This is a genomic window from Streptomyces sp. NPDC018693 (assembly GCF_044391385.1).
Classification (GTDB): domain Bacteria; phylum Actinomycetota; class Actinomycetes; order Streptomycetales; family Streptomycetaceae; genus Streptomyces.
Genome location: NZ_JBIRZZ010000002.1, coordinates 447474 through 462137, shown reverse-complemented (window position 1 = coordinate 462137; position 14664 = coordinate 447474). Strand labels below are relative to the sequence as shown.

Annotated in this window: 11 protein-coding genes and 1 pseudogene; 5 read left to right on the top strand and 7 right to left on the bottom strand. The window is 71.1% G+C overall.

The genetic code is table 11. The features are described 5' to 3' along the window. Nucleotides 1-68 precede the first annotated feature (68 nt). Both ACH5AC_RS06470 and ACH5AC_RS06465 read left to right on the top strand, forming a co-directional pair. Complete coding sequence (locus tag ACH5AC_RS06470; protein WP_398860525.1) at nucleotides 69-893, top strand: maleylpyruvate isomerase family mycothiol-dependent enzyme; 825 nt, start codon at nucleotides 69-71, stop codon at nucleotides 891-893. A 65-nt stretch (nucleotides 894-958) separates the two neighbouring features. Next, nucleotides 959-1765, top strand: coding sequence for an SAM-dependent methyltransferase (locus tag ACH5AC_RS06465; RefSeq protein WP_398860524.1), 807 nt, complete (start codon nucleotides 959-961; stop codon nucleotides 1763-1765). 98 nt (nucleotides 1766-1863) lie between these two features. Here the strand turns inward: ACH5AC_RS06465 and ACH5AC_RS06460 are convergent, their stop codons facing one another. Further along, on the bottom strand, nucleotides 1864-3159 hold the full coding sequence (locus tag ACH5AC_RS06460) for a nitrate/nitrite transporter (RefSeq protein WP_398860523.1): 1296 nt from the start codon (nucleotides 3157-3159) through the stop codon (nucleotides 1864-1866). Continuing rightward, nucleotides 3156-3806 (bottom strand): GntR family transcriptional regulator, encoded by a 651-nt coding sequence (locus ACH5AC_RS06455; RefSeq protein ID WP_398860522.1) that lies wholly within the window; start codon nucleotides 3804-3806, stop codon nucleotides 3156-3158. The genes ACH5AC_RS06460 and ACH5AC_RS06455 overlap by 4 nt, the downstream gene beginning before the upstream one ends. Before the next feature lie 192 nt (nucleotides 3807-3998). Here ACH5AC_RS06455 and ACH5AC_RS06450 point away from each other — a divergent pair, with 192 nt between their 5' ends. Next, nucleotides 3999-5000 carry a D-alanyl-D-alanine carboxypeptidase family protein gene (locus tag ACH5AC_RS06450; RefSeq protein WP_398860915.1) on the top strand — a complete coding sequence of 334 codons (1002 nt, stop codon included), beginning with the start codon at nucleotides 3999-4001 and terminating at the stop codon, nucleotides 4998-5000. A 72-nt stretch (nucleotides 5001-5072) separates the two neighbouring features. Here ACH5AC_RS06450 and ACH5AC_RS06445 read toward each other — a convergent pair. The 3 genes and pseudogenes from ACH5AC_RS06445 to pdhA form a co-directional block, all read right to left on the bottom strand. Next, nucleotides 5073-6530, bottom strand: a pseudogene (locus tag ACH5AC_RS06445) (dihydrolipoamide acetyltransferase family protein); the annotation flags it as partial. Nucleotides 6531-6540: 10 nt separating this feature from the next. Next, a complete protein-coding gene (locus ACH5AC_RS06440) occupies nucleotides 6541-7518 on the bottom strand; it encodes an alpha-ketoacid dehydrogenase subunit beta (protein WP_398860521.1) in 978 nt (325 codons plus the stop codon). Nucleotide 7519: 1 nt separating this feature from the next. Continuing rightward, on the bottom strand, nucleotides 7520-8725 hold the full coding sequence (gene pdhA, locus ACH5AC_RS06435; protein WP_398860519.1) for a pyruvate dehydrogenase (acetyl-transferring) E1 component subunit alpha: 1206 nt from the start codon (nucleotides 8723-8725) through the stop codon (nucleotides 7520-7522). Between the two features lie 495 nt (nucleotides 8726-9220). On the opposite strand from pdhA, the gene ACH5AC_RS06430 reads away from it, so the two are divergent. Continuing rightward, on the top strand, nucleotides 9221-10390 hold the full coding sequence (locus ACH5AC_RS06430; protein WP_398860518.1) for a phosphotransferase: 1170 nt from the start codon (nucleotides 9221-9223) through the stop codon (nucleotides 10388-10390). 18 nt (nucleotides 10391-10408) lie between these two features. Here ACH5AC_RS06430 and ACH5AC_RS06425 read toward each other — a convergent pair whose 3' ends face one another. Further along, the gene (locus tag ACH5AC_RS06425; RefSeq protein ID WP_398860517.1) at nucleotides 10409-11992 is read right to left on the bottom strand and encodes a protein kinase; all 1584 of its coding nucleotides are present in this window, start codon (nucleotides 11990-11992) and stop codon (nucleotides 10409-10411) included. Between the two features lie 337 nt (nucleotides 11993-12329). On the opposite strand from ACH5AC_RS06425, the gene ACH5AC_RS06420 reads away from it, so the two are divergent. Further along, a complete protein-coding gene (locus ACH5AC_RS06420) occupies nucleotides 12330-13973 on the top strand; it encodes a protein kinase (RefSeq protein ID WP_398860516.1) in 1644 nt (547 codons plus the stop codon). Between the two features lie 75 nt (nucleotides 13974-14048). Here the strand turns inward: ACH5AC_RS06420 and ACH5AC_RS06415 are convergent, their stop codons facing one another. Continuing rightward, entirely contained in the window at nucleotides 14049-14594 is a 546-nt protein-coding gene (locus ACH5AC_RS06415; protein WP_398860515.1) for a bacterial proteasome activator family protein, read from the bottom strand. Nucleotides 14595-14664: the final 70 nt, after the last annotated feature.

Here is a 14664-nt window from a genome sequence, read left to right as displayed (position 1 = left end):
GCAGCCACCTCCCGCTGGCAAAGCCGCCACCAACCGCCCGTGTACCGACCGCCGAGGGGTCCCGTTCCGTGAGTCTGCATCCCACCCTCCAGCCCTACGCCGACGCCTGGACCCACTCCATCGAAGCGATATCCGAGCTGCTGCAGCCGCTGGTGGAGGCCGACTGGAACCTCCGTACGCCGTGCCCGGGCTGGTCGGTGCGCGACATCGTGTCGCACGTCATCGGACTGGACTGCGAGATGTACGGCGACCCGCGCCCCATCCACTCCCTGCCGCGCGACCTCTTCCACGTCACCACCGACCTCCAGCGCTATATGGAGGTACAGGTCGATGTCCGCCGTCACCACACCTCCCCGGAGATGACGGCCGAGCTGGAGTACACGATCATCCGCCGCAACCGCCAGCTGCGGAACGAGTCGCGCGCTCCCGGCGCGACCGTGCGCGGCCCCCTGGGCACCGAGCTCACCCTCGAAGAGTCGATGCGCGCCCACGCCTTCAACATCTGGGTGCACGAGCAGGACCTGCGCAGCGCGCTCGGCGTGCCCGGCAACCTCGACTCCCCCGGCGCGCACATCGCCCGCGACGTGCTGCTCGGCGAACTCCCCACCGTCGTCGCGGAGAGGGCGGACGCGCCGCGCAGCTCCGCGATCGTCTTCGATGTGAACGGTCCGATCGAGTTCCTGCGCACGGTGCGCGTGGACATCCAGGGCCGGGGCACGGTCGAGACCGCCCCCGCGCTCGGGCCCGCCGCCGCCTTCTCCCTCGACTGGGAGACGTACGTCCGGCTGGCGTGCGGCCGGGTGACGCCCGAAGCCGTGGCCGACCGGGTGAAGGCGGAGGGCGAGCCGGAACTGACGGCGGCGATCCTGCGGAACTTCGCGGTGACCAAGTAGGGGCCTTCAACGGGGGCCCGTTTAATCGGTGTCCGCGTGGATCACCGGTAACTAGCGTGCCCGGCATGACTTCCACCGAGACCGAGACCGATGCCGGGGCAGCCGAGACAGCCCTCACCTCCGCCCCGCCCCGCCTGACCCGGCTCACCTTCCACGGCCCCCTCTCCGAGGCCCGGGCCGACGCGATCGTGCGGCGCCTCGCCGCGGGCGCGCCCCGGACCGTCCTGGACATCGGCTGCGGCTGGGGCGAGCTGATGCTGCGGGTCCTGGACGCCGTACCGCAGGCGCGCGGCACGGGGCTGGATCTGAACGCCGAGGACCTGGAGCGCGGGCGGCGGGCCGCCGAGGCGCGGGGGCTCGCCGGGCGGGTGGAGTTCGTCGAGGAGTCCGCCACGGGCACCGGGCGCGGGCCCGCCGACCTGGTGCTGTGCGTGGGGGCCAGTCAGGCCCTCGTCACGGCGGAACCCCCCGCTCACATCTCCCAGGCGCTGCGCGAGCTGCGGCGACTGGTCGCGGACGGCGGCCGGGTCCTGCTCGGCGAGGGCTTCTGGGAGCGCACCCCGACTCCGGACGAGCTGTCCGGCATGTGGCCGGGGGCCTCCGCCGCCGATCACGTCGGCCTGGGCCGCCTCCTCGACCTCGCCGTCGAGGCCGGCTTCCGCCCCGAGTGGACCGAGACCGCGAACCGCGACGAGTGGGAGCAGTTCGAGTCGGCCTACCAGGCGGACACGGAGGTATGGCTGGCCGGACACCCCGACCACCCCCTGGCCTTGGAAACGCGCGAACGCCTCAACAACCACCGCGCCAGATGGATGACCTACCGAGGCATCCTCGGAATCACCTATCTCACGCTGGTACCGACCCAAGCCTGACCCGTCGCCGGACGGCCGCCAAGGGCGAGCACCCCCACAAGTCGACGAGCCTCTCCACCAACTGGAAGCGGACGGTGCGCGGGTGGGAGAGCACCGGCTCAAGCAGGCACATGCACCGAAGACACCCGCGACGCCACCAACCGCTCCCGCTCCCTGCGCGCCGCCCGCTTCCGCAACCGCAGAATCTGCCCGACCCCCACCGCCTGCAACACGAACACCACCGAGAAGGCGACCGCGTAGTCACCCCCGGTCGCGTCCAACAGCACGCCCACCGCCAACAGCGTCGTCATCGAGGCGACGAAACCCCCCATGTTGGTGATCCCGGACGCGGTCCCCTGCCGCTCCGGCGGATTCGCCGGCCGCGCGAAGTCGAACCCGAGCATCGACGCCGGCCCACAGGCCCCGAGCACCGCGCACAACACCACCAGCAGCCACATCGGAGCCCGCTCGCCCGGATACGCCAGCGTGCCCGCCCACACCAGCGCCGTCGCCCCGACCGTCCCCAGCGCCAGCGGCAGCCGCGCCTCGTGGTGCCGGGCCACGATCTGGCCGTAGACCAGCCCGATCACCATGTTGCACAGCACGACGAGCGTGAGCAGGTCGCCTGCCGTGGCCCGCGACAGCCCCTGCGCCTCGACCAGGAACGGCAGCCCCCACAGCAGCAGGAACACCATCGCCGGGAACTGGGTGGTGAAGTGCACCCACAGCCCCAGCCTGGTCCCCGGCTCCTGCCAGGACGCGGCGATCTGGCGGCGGACGTAGGCGGCGCCCCGATGCGGGAACGGCTCCGGCTCGAAGCCCTCCGGATGGTCCTTCAGGAACAGCAGGAGCAGAGCGAGCACGACGACACCCGCGAACGAGCTGCCCGCGAACGCCGTCGTCCAGCCGACGCCGTGCAGCAGGCGGGCCAGCAGGAGGGTGGAGACCAGGTTGCCCGCCATGCCCGCGAGCCCGGCCAGCTGCGCGACCAGCGGGCCGCGCCGCGCCGGGAACCAGCGGCTGCCCAGCCGCAGCACGCTGATGAACGTCATCGCGTCACCGCAGCCCAGCAGCGCCCGCGAGGCGAGCGCCATGCCGTACGACGGGGACAGCGCGAAGCCGAGTTGTCCGGCCGTGAACAGTACGACGCCGATGGTCAGCACCTTCTTGGTGCCGAGCCGGTCCACCAGCAGGCCGACGGGTATCTGCATGCCCGCGTAGACCAGCAGCTGGAGGATCGAGAACGTCGACAGCGCGGAGGCGTTCACATGGAAGCGGTCGGCGGCGTCGAGGCCCGCCACCCCCAGCGACGTACGGAAGATGACGGCGACGAAGTAGACGGAGACGCCGATGGACCACACGGCGACCGCGCGCCGACCGCCCGGTGGGCCCGGAAGGGCGGCGGCGCGGCTCATCGGACCTCTCCGCGCGCCAGGTGGGAGAACCAGCCGATGTGCCGGTGGATGATCGCGACAGCCGCGTCCGCGTCGCCCGAGCGCAGCGCCCGCAGGATCTCCTCGTGCTCGCCGAGCCCCTTGGCGATCCGGTCGGGGTGGGAGTGCATCACGGCGACGCCCATCCGCAGCTGACGGTCGCGCAGTTGGTCGTACAGCCGCGACAGGATCTCGTTGCCGCCGCTGCGGACGATCTCGGCGTGGAAGCAGCGGTCGGTGACGGCGGCCGCGGCCAGGTCACCGGCGGCGGCCTCCCGCTTCTGCCGGGCGAGCAGCTCCTCCAGGCGCTCGATGAGGCCGGGCGGGGCGGGAACGGCCTTGCGCGTCGCGTGCTCCTCCACCAGCAGCCGGGTCTCGACGACGTCCGCGATCTCCTGCGCGGAGACCGGCAGGACCAGGGCGCCCTTCTTCGGGTAGAGCCTGATCAGGCCCTCGACCTCCAGCCGCAGCAGCGCCTCGCGCACGGGTGTCCGCGACACGCCGACGGCCTCGGCCAGCTCCCCCTCGGTGAGCAGGGTGCCGCCCTCGTAGCGGCGGTCGAGGACGCCCTGCTTGACATGGGTGTAGACACGGTCGGCGGCGGGGGGTTGCTTCACGGCCATGGTCATGCCGACAGGATAGATACAACACGTACGCACAAGGGATGCGTGTCCGGCATGCGGACCCGCGTACGACGCGAATCCACCCCGGTGACAGCACAACCATCCGCGCCCCCTGTGTGTCTCACACGTGCGGCACGACCACCACTCCCCCAACTGGGCCGCACAGCAGGGGCATTCGACGTGATCGGGGTATCTCACTTGATAACTGCCATCCAGGGCGTCCGAGTCCGCCGAACCGCGGCCGTCGTCCTCACCACCGGTGCCGTGCTCGCGGCGGGCGCCGTCACCGCGACGCCCGCGCAGGCCGTCGCGGCGCCCACCATCGCCGCCCGCACCGGCTATGTGATGGACGGCTCGAACAGCGCCCAGCTGTACGCGAAGGGAGCCGACACCAAGCTCCCCACCGGTTCGACGACGAAGATCATGACCGCGAAGGTCGTGCTCTCCCAGCCGAATCTGAACCTCGACGCCAAGGTCACCATCCAGAAGGCGTACAGCGACTACATCGTGTCGCGCGGCGCCTCCTCCGCCCGTCTGATCGTCGGCGACAAGGTGACCGTCCGTCAGCTGCTGTACGGCCTGATGCTGCCGTCCGGCTGCGACGCCGCGTACGCGCTGGCCGACAAGTTCGGCACCGGCACCACGCGGGACGCGCGCGTGAAGAACTTCATCGGCAAGATGAACACCACCGCGAAGTCACTGGGCATGACCAACACCCACTTCGACTCCTTCGACGGCATCAGCAACGGCGCGAACTACTCCACGGCGAAGGACCTGACGAAACTGGCGGCCAACGCGCTGAAGAACTCGACGTTCCGCACGATCGTCAAGACGAAGGCGTACACCGCGAAGACGATCACCAGCACCGGCTCCACCCGCACCATGGCGACGTGGACCAACACCAACACGCTGCTGAGCAGCTACAGCGGCACCTTCGGTGTGAAGACCGGCTCCGGCGCCACGGCCAAGTACTGCCTGGTCTTCGCGGCCACCCGCAACGGCAAGACCGTCATCGGCACGGTCCTCGCCTCCACCAGCGCCTCGACCCGCACAGCCGACGCGACCAAGCTGATGGACTACGGCTTCACCAAGGCGCGGAGCGGCCCCACCTTCAGCGGGTTCGTCCGCCCGGCCGCGACCAAGCCCACCTACCACCCGGCCCCGTACAACCCCACCACCACCCTGGCGACGGCCCTCTGACGAAGGCGGAGCCGCCCGCCGCGGGGCGCGGCGGGCGGCGCCACACGCACACCCCCCGGGGCTCACGCCCATCGGCGGTTCCAGGACGGCCGCGACGTCCGCCAGGACCTTCGAGCCCAGCTCGCCGTCGACCAGGCGGTGGTCGAAGCTCAGCGCCAGCGTGGTGACCTGGCGGGGCTTCACCTTGCCCTTGTGGACCCACGGCTGGAGCTTGATCGCGCCGACCGCGAGGATCGCGGACTCCCCGGGGTTGAGGATCGGCGTGCCGGTGTCGACGCCGAAGACGCCGACGTTGGTGATGGTGACGGTGCCGCCCTGCATCGCCGCCGGGGAGGTCCTGCCCTCCTTCGCCGTCGACACCAGCTCGCCCAGCGCCTCGGCGAGCTGCGGCAGCGTCTTGTCGTGCGCGTCCTTGATGTTCGGCACGATCAGGCCGCGCGGGGTGGCGGCCGCGATGCCGAGGTTGACGTAGTGCTTGAGGACGATCTCCTGGGCCGCCTCGTCCCAGGAGGCGTTGACCTCCGGGTTGCGCCTGATGGCGACCAGCAGGGCCTTGGCGATCAGCAGGAGCGGATTCACCCGCAGACCCTGCATGTCCTTGTCCTGCTTGAGCTCCTCGACCAGCTTCATCGTGCGCGTGACGTCGACCGTCACGAACTCGGTGACATGCGGCGCGGTGAACGCCGAGCCGACCATCGCGGCCGCGGTCGCCTTCCGCACGCCCTTGACCGGGATACGGGTCTCCCGGGTGGTGTCGTACGACGCCGGCGTCGGCGCCGCTGCCACCGCCGGGGCCGGTACGGCCGCCGGGGCCGCCGCGGGTGCCGCCGTCGGCTCGGGCGCCTGCGCCGGGGCCGCCGCCGCGTGGACGTCCTCACGCGTGATGATGCCGTCCGGGCCGGTCGGGGTGACCGTCGTCAGGTCGACGCCGAGGTCCTTGGCGAGCTTGCGCACCGGCGGCTTGGCCAGCGGGCGGGAGCGGTCGGCTGCGCTGGCGGGTGCCTGGGCGGCCGGAGCCGCCGGGGCGGGGGCCGCCGGAGCGGCGCCGCCGTGGCCGTTCAGCTCGGACTGCACCGCCTGTGCGGCCGCCGGTTCCTGCGCCGGGGCGCCCGGGGTCCTGCGGGGGCGGCGCTTGGTGGAGGAGGTGGCGACGCCGTAGCCGACGAGGACGGGCTGGCGGCCCTCCGGCTTCGGCTCCTCTTGCGGTTCCTCCCGCTGCGGCGCGGGCGCCTCGACGGCAGCCGGTGCCTCGGCGGCGGGTGCGGCGCCACCCGCCACGTCCACCGCGATGATCGGCGTGCCCACGTCGACCGTGGTGCCCTCGGCGAAGTGCAGGGCGCGCACCACACCGTCGTAGGGGATGGGGAGTTCCACGGCCGCCTTGGCGGTCTCGACCTCGCACACCACCTGGCCGTCGGTGACGGTGTCACCGGGCTGGACGTACCACTTGAGGATCTCGGCCTCGGTGAGTCCCTCGCCCACGTCGGGCATCTTGAACTCGCGTACGGACGCTTCAGTCATCGTCGTCACGACCCTCTCCTCAGTACGCCAGGGCACGGTCGACGGCGTCGAGCACCCGGTCCAGGCCCGGCAGGTACTCCTCCTCCAGGCGGGCCGGCGGGTACGGGGCGTGGTAGCCGCCGACCCGGAGCACCGGGGCCTCCAGGTGGTAGAAGCAGCGCTCGGTGATGCGCGCGGCGATCTCCGCGCCGGAGCCGAAGAACACCGGCGCCTCGTGGACCACGACCAGGCGGCGGGTCTTCTCGACCGACGCCTGGATGGAGTCGAAGTCGAGCGGGGAGACCGAGCGCAGGTCCAGGACCTCCAGGTTCTTGCCCTCCTCGGCGGCCGCGGCGGCGACCTCCAGGCAGGTCTTCACCATGGGGCCGTAGGCGGCGAGGGTCAGGTCGGTGCCCTCACGCACGACCTGGGCCTTGTGCAGCGGGCTGGGGATCGCCTCGGTGTTGACCTCGGCCTTGTCCCAGTAGCGCCGCTTGGGCTCGAAGAAGATCACCGGGTCGTCGCTCTGGATGGCCTGCTGCATCATCCAGTACGCGTCCGACGCGTTGGACGGGGAGACGATCTTCAGGCCCGCCACATGCGCGAAGAGCGACTCGGGGGACTCGGAGTGGTGCTCGACCGCGCCGATGCCGCCGCCGTAGGGGATGCGCACGACGACCGGCAGCTTGACCTTGCCGAGCGAGCGGGCGTGCATCTTGGCGAGCTGGGTGACGATCTGGTCGTAGGCCGGGAAGACGAAGCCGTCGAACTGGATCTCCACCACCGGGCGGTAGCCGCGCAGGGCGAGGCCGATCGCGGTGCCGACGATGCCGGACTCCGCGAGGGGGGTGTCGATGACGCGGCTCTCGCCGAAGTCCTTCTGCAGGCCGTCCGTCACCCGGAAGACGCCGCCGAGCTTGCCGACGTCCTCACCCATGACGAGGACCTTGGGGTCCGCCTCCAGGGCGCGCCGCAGCGACTCGTTGATCGCCTTGGCCAGTGCCATCTTCTCCGCCATTTCAGTGACCCCCCTCTACGTCCGTGAACGACGCCTGGTACGCGGCGAACTGGGCGCGCTCCTCGTCGACGAGCGCGTGCCCGTCCGCGTACGCGTTCTCGAAGATGGCGAAGTGGTCCGGGTCCGGCATGGCGCGGACCGCTTCGCGCACTCGCCTGCCCAACGCCTCGGACTCGGCCTCCAGTTCCGCGAAAAATCCCTCGTCCGCGTGGTTTGAGGACTCCAGGTAGCGGCGAAGGCGCAGGATCGGGTCCTTCGCCTCCCATGCCTGCCGCTCGTCGTCGTGGCGGTAGCGGGTCGGGTCGTCGGAGGTGGTGTGGGCGCCCATGCGGTACGTGAACGCCTCCACGAGGGTCGGGCCCTCACCTCGGCGGGCGCGCTCCAGCGCCCACTTGGTGACCGCGAGGCAGGCCAGCACGTCGTTGCCGTCGACGCGGACGCCGGGGAAGCCGAAGCCCTGCGCGCGCTGGTAGAGCGGGACGCGGGTCTGCTTCTCGGTGGGCTCGGAGATCGCCCACTGGTTGTTCTGGCAGAAGAACACGACCGGGGCGTTGTAGACCGCGGAGAAGGTGAACGACTCGGCCACGTCGCCCTGGCTGGAGGCGCCGTCGCCGAAGTAGGCGATGACCGCGCTGTCCGCTCCGTCCTTGGCGATGCCCATGGCGTAGCCGGTGGCGTGCAGCGTCTGGGAGCCGATGACGATCGTGTAGAGGTGGAAGTTGTTGCCGTTGGGGTCCCAGCCGCCGTTGTTCACGCCGCGGAACATGCCCAGCAGGTTGGTCGGGTCGACGCCGCGGCACCAGGCGACGCCGTGTTCGCGGTAGGTCGGGAAGACGTAGTCGTCGTCGCGCAGTGCCCGGCCGGAACCGATCTGCGCGGCCTCCTGGCCGAGCAGCGAGGCCCACAGGCCCAGCTCGCCCTGGCGCTGCAGGGAGGTCGCCTCGGCGTCGAAGCGGCGGGTGAGCACCATGTCGCGGTACAGGCCGCGCAGCTCGTCGGGGGTGACGCCGTCGACGTAACTGTCGTACTCGGCGTTCTTGACGCGCTTGCCCTCGGGGGTCAGCAGCTGGACGAGCTCGGGCTCCGTGCCCTTGGCAGCCGTCTTCGCGGTGGTCTTCTTCGCTGTGGTGCGCTTGGCGCCGGTGGTGCCGGCCTTGCTTCCGGCGCTGCGTCGCGGCTGGCGCGCGGCAGTGCTCTCCACGGTCACGTGTGCTCCTCCGTCGGTCCGGCCCCCGGGGTTGCCGGGTGGCCAGTGCGGCTCACCTGTTTCCGACATCCGGGCACGGGGTGGGTGCCACTCGGCCGGGAACAGGCGTGACAGGTGCCCCGGCGAGCGCCCTGCGACTATCACGTTACCCAGTGCGCCACATTTCTGTGAAACCCCTCCTGACCTGCGTTTTTGCTTGGATTTCCAAGTAAATCCGCAGATCCGGGAAGGACCCAGGTCACAGCCTTGCAGGAGGCCGGAGCAACGGCACGTTATCCCGGCCGACCAGGCCACGGGAAGACTTCTCTGTACGACTCGAACTCCATCCCGCCGAAAAACGATCAAGAATTACACGGCGCGCCTCGCGAACCGTACAGAGCGACCCTTCCGGAACGTCCTGTGACCGGAACCGACTGTCTGTGACAACGCCCAGCTCACGGCCCTCTTCCGTGCCCTAGCATCTGCCGCGTGCCGCGACCCTGTGTACCACCCCTCGTGCCCCATGCGCCCCCTTTGAGCACCCTGCTCCGCCGGTACGCCGCCGGCACCGTCCTCGCCTGCGACCCCGTCGAGCAGGGCCTGCTCAACCGCGGCTACCGGCTGCGCACCACTCGCGGCCACTACTTCCTCAAGCACCACTTCGACCCCGACACCGCCGACCCCGCCGCCATCGCACGCCAGCATCAGGCCACCCGGCTCCTGGCCGACCTCGGCATCCCCGTCGCGCCCCCGCTGCCCGGCCGCGACGGCCGCACCGTCGCCGTCATCGGCGGCCACGCCTACGCCCTCCACCCCTGGATCGACGGCCGTCACCGCCACGGCACCCAGCTCACCCACACCCAGTGCGCCCGCCTGGGAGCGCTCCTCGGGGTGGTGCACGCCGGCCTGGAGTGCGTGATGGCACCCAAGGAGGACACCGGGCGCCGTGCGGACGGGAGTGCACGGCGCGGCGGGAGGCGCGGGAGCGGGAGTGCGAGGGGCGGGAGTGCCGTGGGCGAGAGCGCCGGGACCCGGAGTGCACAGCTTGTGGACGAGCGCACCCCCCGGAGAGCGCAACCCGGCGCACAACCAGGCGCACAAACCGGCGCGCACCCCGTCGAGAGCGCCGACCCTCTCGACACCTTCGCGCTGATCGACGACCTCCTCGCGCGCGTGCGCCGCCACCGCCCCGCCGACTCCTTCGACGAGCTGGCCCGGCACCGCCTCCTGGAACGCCGCACCCTGCTGGAGCGGCACGCCGACCGGCGCCCCCCGCGCGGCGGCTCCATGGGCTGGGTGCACGGCGACTTCCACCCGTTCAACCTGCTCTACCGGGGCGACACCCCCGCCGCGATCGTCGACTGGGACCGGCTGTGCGTACAGCCCCGCGCCGAGGAGGCCGTACGCGCCGCCGTGATCTTCTTCGTACGCCCCGACGGCACCCTGGACCTGCCCCGGACGCGTGCGTACGCGCGCGCGTACCGGCGCGCGGCCGGAGCGACGCCCTCACAGCTCGCGGCGGCCGTGCACCGCCTGTGGTGGGAGCGCCTCAACGACTTCTGGATGCTGCGCTGGCACTACGAGCGCGGCGACACCCGAGCGGACTCCCAGTTCCCGGCCTCGTCCGCGCTCGTCGTGTGGTGGACGCGCGCGTACGACGCGGTGTGCGACGCGTTCGTCGACTGAGTGGAGGGAGGGGTTGGGTCAGCCGTTGCCGAGCAGCCCCGTCGCCCCGCCGTTGTCCGAGCTGCCGGACGTCCCGCCGTCCGTCGGCTCGTCGTCGGACGGCTGCGTCTCCGTGTCGGTCGGCTGGTCCGTCGGCTGGGTGTCGGTCGGCTCGCCGGACGGCGACTCGCTCGGCTCGCTGGAGAAGCTCGGTGACGGCGAGTAGGAGGGCGTGTAGGACGGCGTCCAGTTGGACCCGGAGTTGGAGCCGGAGGTGCCGTCCGAGTCGTCGTGGGTGGGCTCTTCGGTCACCTCGTCGCTCGGGGACGGGCTGGAGGAGTCCTGGGTGGCGGTCGGCGAGGTGCTCGGCGACGGCGTCGTACCGCCCGAACCCTCGCCCTTGTTGGCGTTGTTGAGTGCGAGCGCGACGCCCGCGGCGATCGCGATGACCGCCAGCACGGCGAGCACCCACAGCTTGCCGCGGCCGCTGCCCTTGTTGCCGTGGCCCTCGAAGCCGCCGTCGTCCCCGCCGCCGTACCCGGTGGGCAGGATCGGCTGGGGGATCTGCGAGGTGCCCGGGCCGTCACCGGCGTGCGGCATCACGGTCGTACTGGCGAAGCCGCCGGACGGGCCGTGCCCGCCCGCGGGCGCGTCGACCGGCCCGGTGTTCCAGGTGCCGGTGTGGGCGCCCTGGTCGTAGAGCATCTGCAGCGCGTACTGGATGAGTCCGCGCATCTCCTCGGCCGTCTGGAAGCGGTCGTCCGGGTCCTTGGCGAGGGACCGCATGACGAGCCCGTCGAGCTCCGGCGGGCAGTCGCCGTCCGGCTGCCGGGACGGCGGCACGGGGATGTCCTGGACGTGCTGGTAGACCACCGACAGCGGGGTCTCACCGGTGAACGGGGGCCGCAGGGCGAGGAGTTCGTAGAGCAGGCAGCCCGTGGCGTACAGGTCGGAGCGGTGGTCGACGGCCTTGCCGAGGGCCTGCTCCGGCGACAGGTACTGCGGGGTGCCCATGACCATGCCGGTCTGCGTCATCGTGGTGGACGCGCCGTGCAGGGCGCGGGCGATGCCGAAGTCCATCACCTTGACGGCGCCGTTGTGGGTGATGATGACGTTCGCCGGCTTGATGTCGCGGTGCACGATGCCGTGCTGGTGCGAGTAGGCGAGCGCCTCCAGGACGCCGGAGACGATGATCAGGGCCTGCTCGGGGCCCGGTGCCTCCGCGCTGATGAGGAGGTCGCGGATGGTGCGGCCCTCGACGATCTCCATCACGATGTACGGCACGGACTGGCCGCCGACGACGTCCTCACCGGAGTCGTACACGGCGACGATCGCGTGGTGGTTGAGCCCGGCCACCGACTGGGCCTCGCGGGTGAAGCGGGCCTTGGACACCGGGTCCTCGGCGAGGTCGGCGCGCAGCAGCTTGACCGCGACGGTGCGTCCCAGCCGTACGTCCTCGGCCGCGAACACCTCGGCCATGCCGCCCCGCCCGAGCCTGCGGGTCAGCCGGTACCGGCCGTCTCCGACGAGCCCGCCGTTGCCCCAGTTCTCCGGCGCGTCTGACATACCGCCGCCAGTCGCCTCGGGGTCGGACGGGCCCTGAGAGCGCTGCTGCTGTGCCATCAGTCCTCGCCGTCGTTTCTGCCCGCGGTGCGCGCGGTGTTGTTACGGTCTCCGTCGGCCACGCTACAGCCTCCACGGGGGCCGACGGACCGGGACGAGCCCGGTGACCGGCCCTGGACGGACCGGCCATCCAACCCGTACCACGCGCCGCCGTGCAAATTCTGTGCGCCGCCGGTACACCTGCTGTAACGCTTCCGCGACGCTTCTTTCGCGTACGGTCACGGAACGGGCACCGAGCTTGACGTGTCAGTGCCCTGGGGCAGACTTGGCCGAGAATGAGACATTCGATCATCGATAGTCGAGCCGGCGCCAGTGGGCCGATGGGGGACGCAGAGACATGAGCCAGGACGCCGCACACGGCCGGTACGCGGGGCGTTCACTCGCCGGCGGCCGCTACCAGCTGCGCGACTTGCTCGGTGAGGGCGGCATGGCCTCGGTGCATCTGGCGTACGACGCCGTGCTCGACCGCCAGGTCGCGATCAAGACGCTGCACACCGAACTCGGCCGGGAACAGGCGTTCCGCGAGCGTTTCCGCCGCGAGGCCCAGGCCGTGGCCAAGCTCACGCACACCAACATCGTCTCGGTCTTCGACACCGGTGAGGACGATGTCGACGGTCTGACCACGCCGTACATCGTCATGGAGTACGTCGAGGGCAAGCCGCTCGGGTCCGTTCTCGACGCGGACGTACGGCAGTTCGGCGCGATGCCCGCCGACAAGGCCCTGAAGGTCACCGCGGATGTGCTGGCGGCCCTGGAGATCAGCCATGAAATGGGCCTGGTCCACCGGGACATCAAGCCGGGCAACGTGATGGTGACCAAGCGCGGCGTCGTCAAGGTGATGGACTTCGGCATCGCGCGCGCGATGCAGTCCGGTGTCACCTCGATGACGCAGACCGGCATGGTCGTCGGCACCCCGCAGTACCTGTCGCCGGAGCAGGCGCTGGGCCGCGGCGTCGACGCGCGCTCCGACCTGTACTCGGTCGGCATCATGCTGTTCCAACTGGTCACCGGGCGGCTGCCGTTCGAGGCGGACTCGCCGCTGGCGATCGCTTACGCGCATGTGCAGGAGGAGCCGGTCGCCGCCTCCTCGATCAACCGTTCGCTGCCGCCGGCCGTGGACGCGCTGATCGCCCGCGCGTTGAAGAAGAACCCGAACGAGCGCTTCCCGACCGCCGTCGCCATGCGCGACGAGTGCCTGCGCGTCGCCGCCTCCTTCCAGGCGGCCCCGCCGAGCATCGTGGCGGGCACGCCCACGCAGAGCGGCGCGGGCGTCGGCTCCGCGGTGTTCCCGCCAGTCGGACAGAACCCGCAGACGCCCGCGGGCAACGTCCAGACGCCGTACCAGCCACCGACGCCGACCCCCAACCCGTACGGCACCCCGGCACCGGCGCCCGCCCCGTCGTACGGCTATCCGCAGCAGGGCGGCTACCAGACGCCCGCACCGTACGGCGCCGCGCAGCCGACACCGGCGTACAACCTCACGCCGCAGCCCGCGACATCGGCCCCTGCGGGCGGCGGCGGCAAGAGCAACAAGCCGGTGATCCTCGGCTCGGCGATCGTCTCCGTCATCGCGGTGGGCGCCCTGATCGCCGCGCTCGTCGCGAACAGCGGCGGCGACAGCGACAACGAGGGCGGGGGCGGCGGCGGCACCGAGACGAGCGCCTCGGCGTCGGCGTCGCAGGTGGCCGGGTACCGGGGGCCCGACACGTCCAAGACGATCGACCCGGAAGAGTGCAGCGAGCCGGACGAGGCGTACAACGACCCGGACAAGATCCGGGTGCCGAGCTTCAAGTTCAAGTACATCAAGTCGGTCAAGGAGTGCTTCCAGGCCGCCGGTTGGACGATGGATGTCAAATACGTGGACGAGAACACGTACGGCGAAGGCGCGGTCATGGACCAGTTCCCGTCGGCCGGCACGGATGTCGACCCCGACGACATGCCGAGGATCGAGCTCAAGGTGTCGACGGGCAACCCGTCCTGACGGCCGCAACGATACGGAGGGGCCCGGCGATCGACCGCCGGGCCCCTTTGCTTGTGTACGGCCTACACCTGCGGCTTACAAGTACGGGCCGCCCGACCGGCCGCCCGTGTGCTCCTCGTCGGGGCCCTCATGGCCGACGCCCGGCGGGAGGGCGCGGCGCATCTGCTCCAGTTGGGCGCGCGCGGCCATCTGCTGGGCGAACAGCGTGGTCTGGATGCCGTGGAACAGGCCCTCCAGCCAGCCCACCAACTGGGCCTGGGCGATCCTCAGTTCCGCGTCGGACGGGGTCGTCTCGTCGTTGAACGGCAGGGAGAGCCGCTCCAGTTCCTCGACGAGTTCCGGCGCGAGGCCGTCCTCCAGCTCCTTCACCGAGCTCGCGTGGATCTCCTTCAGCCGGGCCCGGCTCGCCTCGTCCAGGGGAGCGGCGCGCACCTCCTCCAGGAGCTGCTTGATCATGCTGCCGATCCGCATGACCTTCGCCGGCTGCTCGACCTGTTCCGTCAGCGGGGTCTCGCGGGAGTCCTCGTCCGCGTCGATGCCGCCGAGTGCCATGCCGTCCTGGCCCACGACCAGGATCCGCTGGGCGTTCTCCGGCGACCTTTCGTTCCTCGGCATCTCCATGTGGCCATTCTCTCGCACGCGTACATCTCCTCGGCGTGGTGCCCCCGATGAAAGCTGATCCACCCTCCGG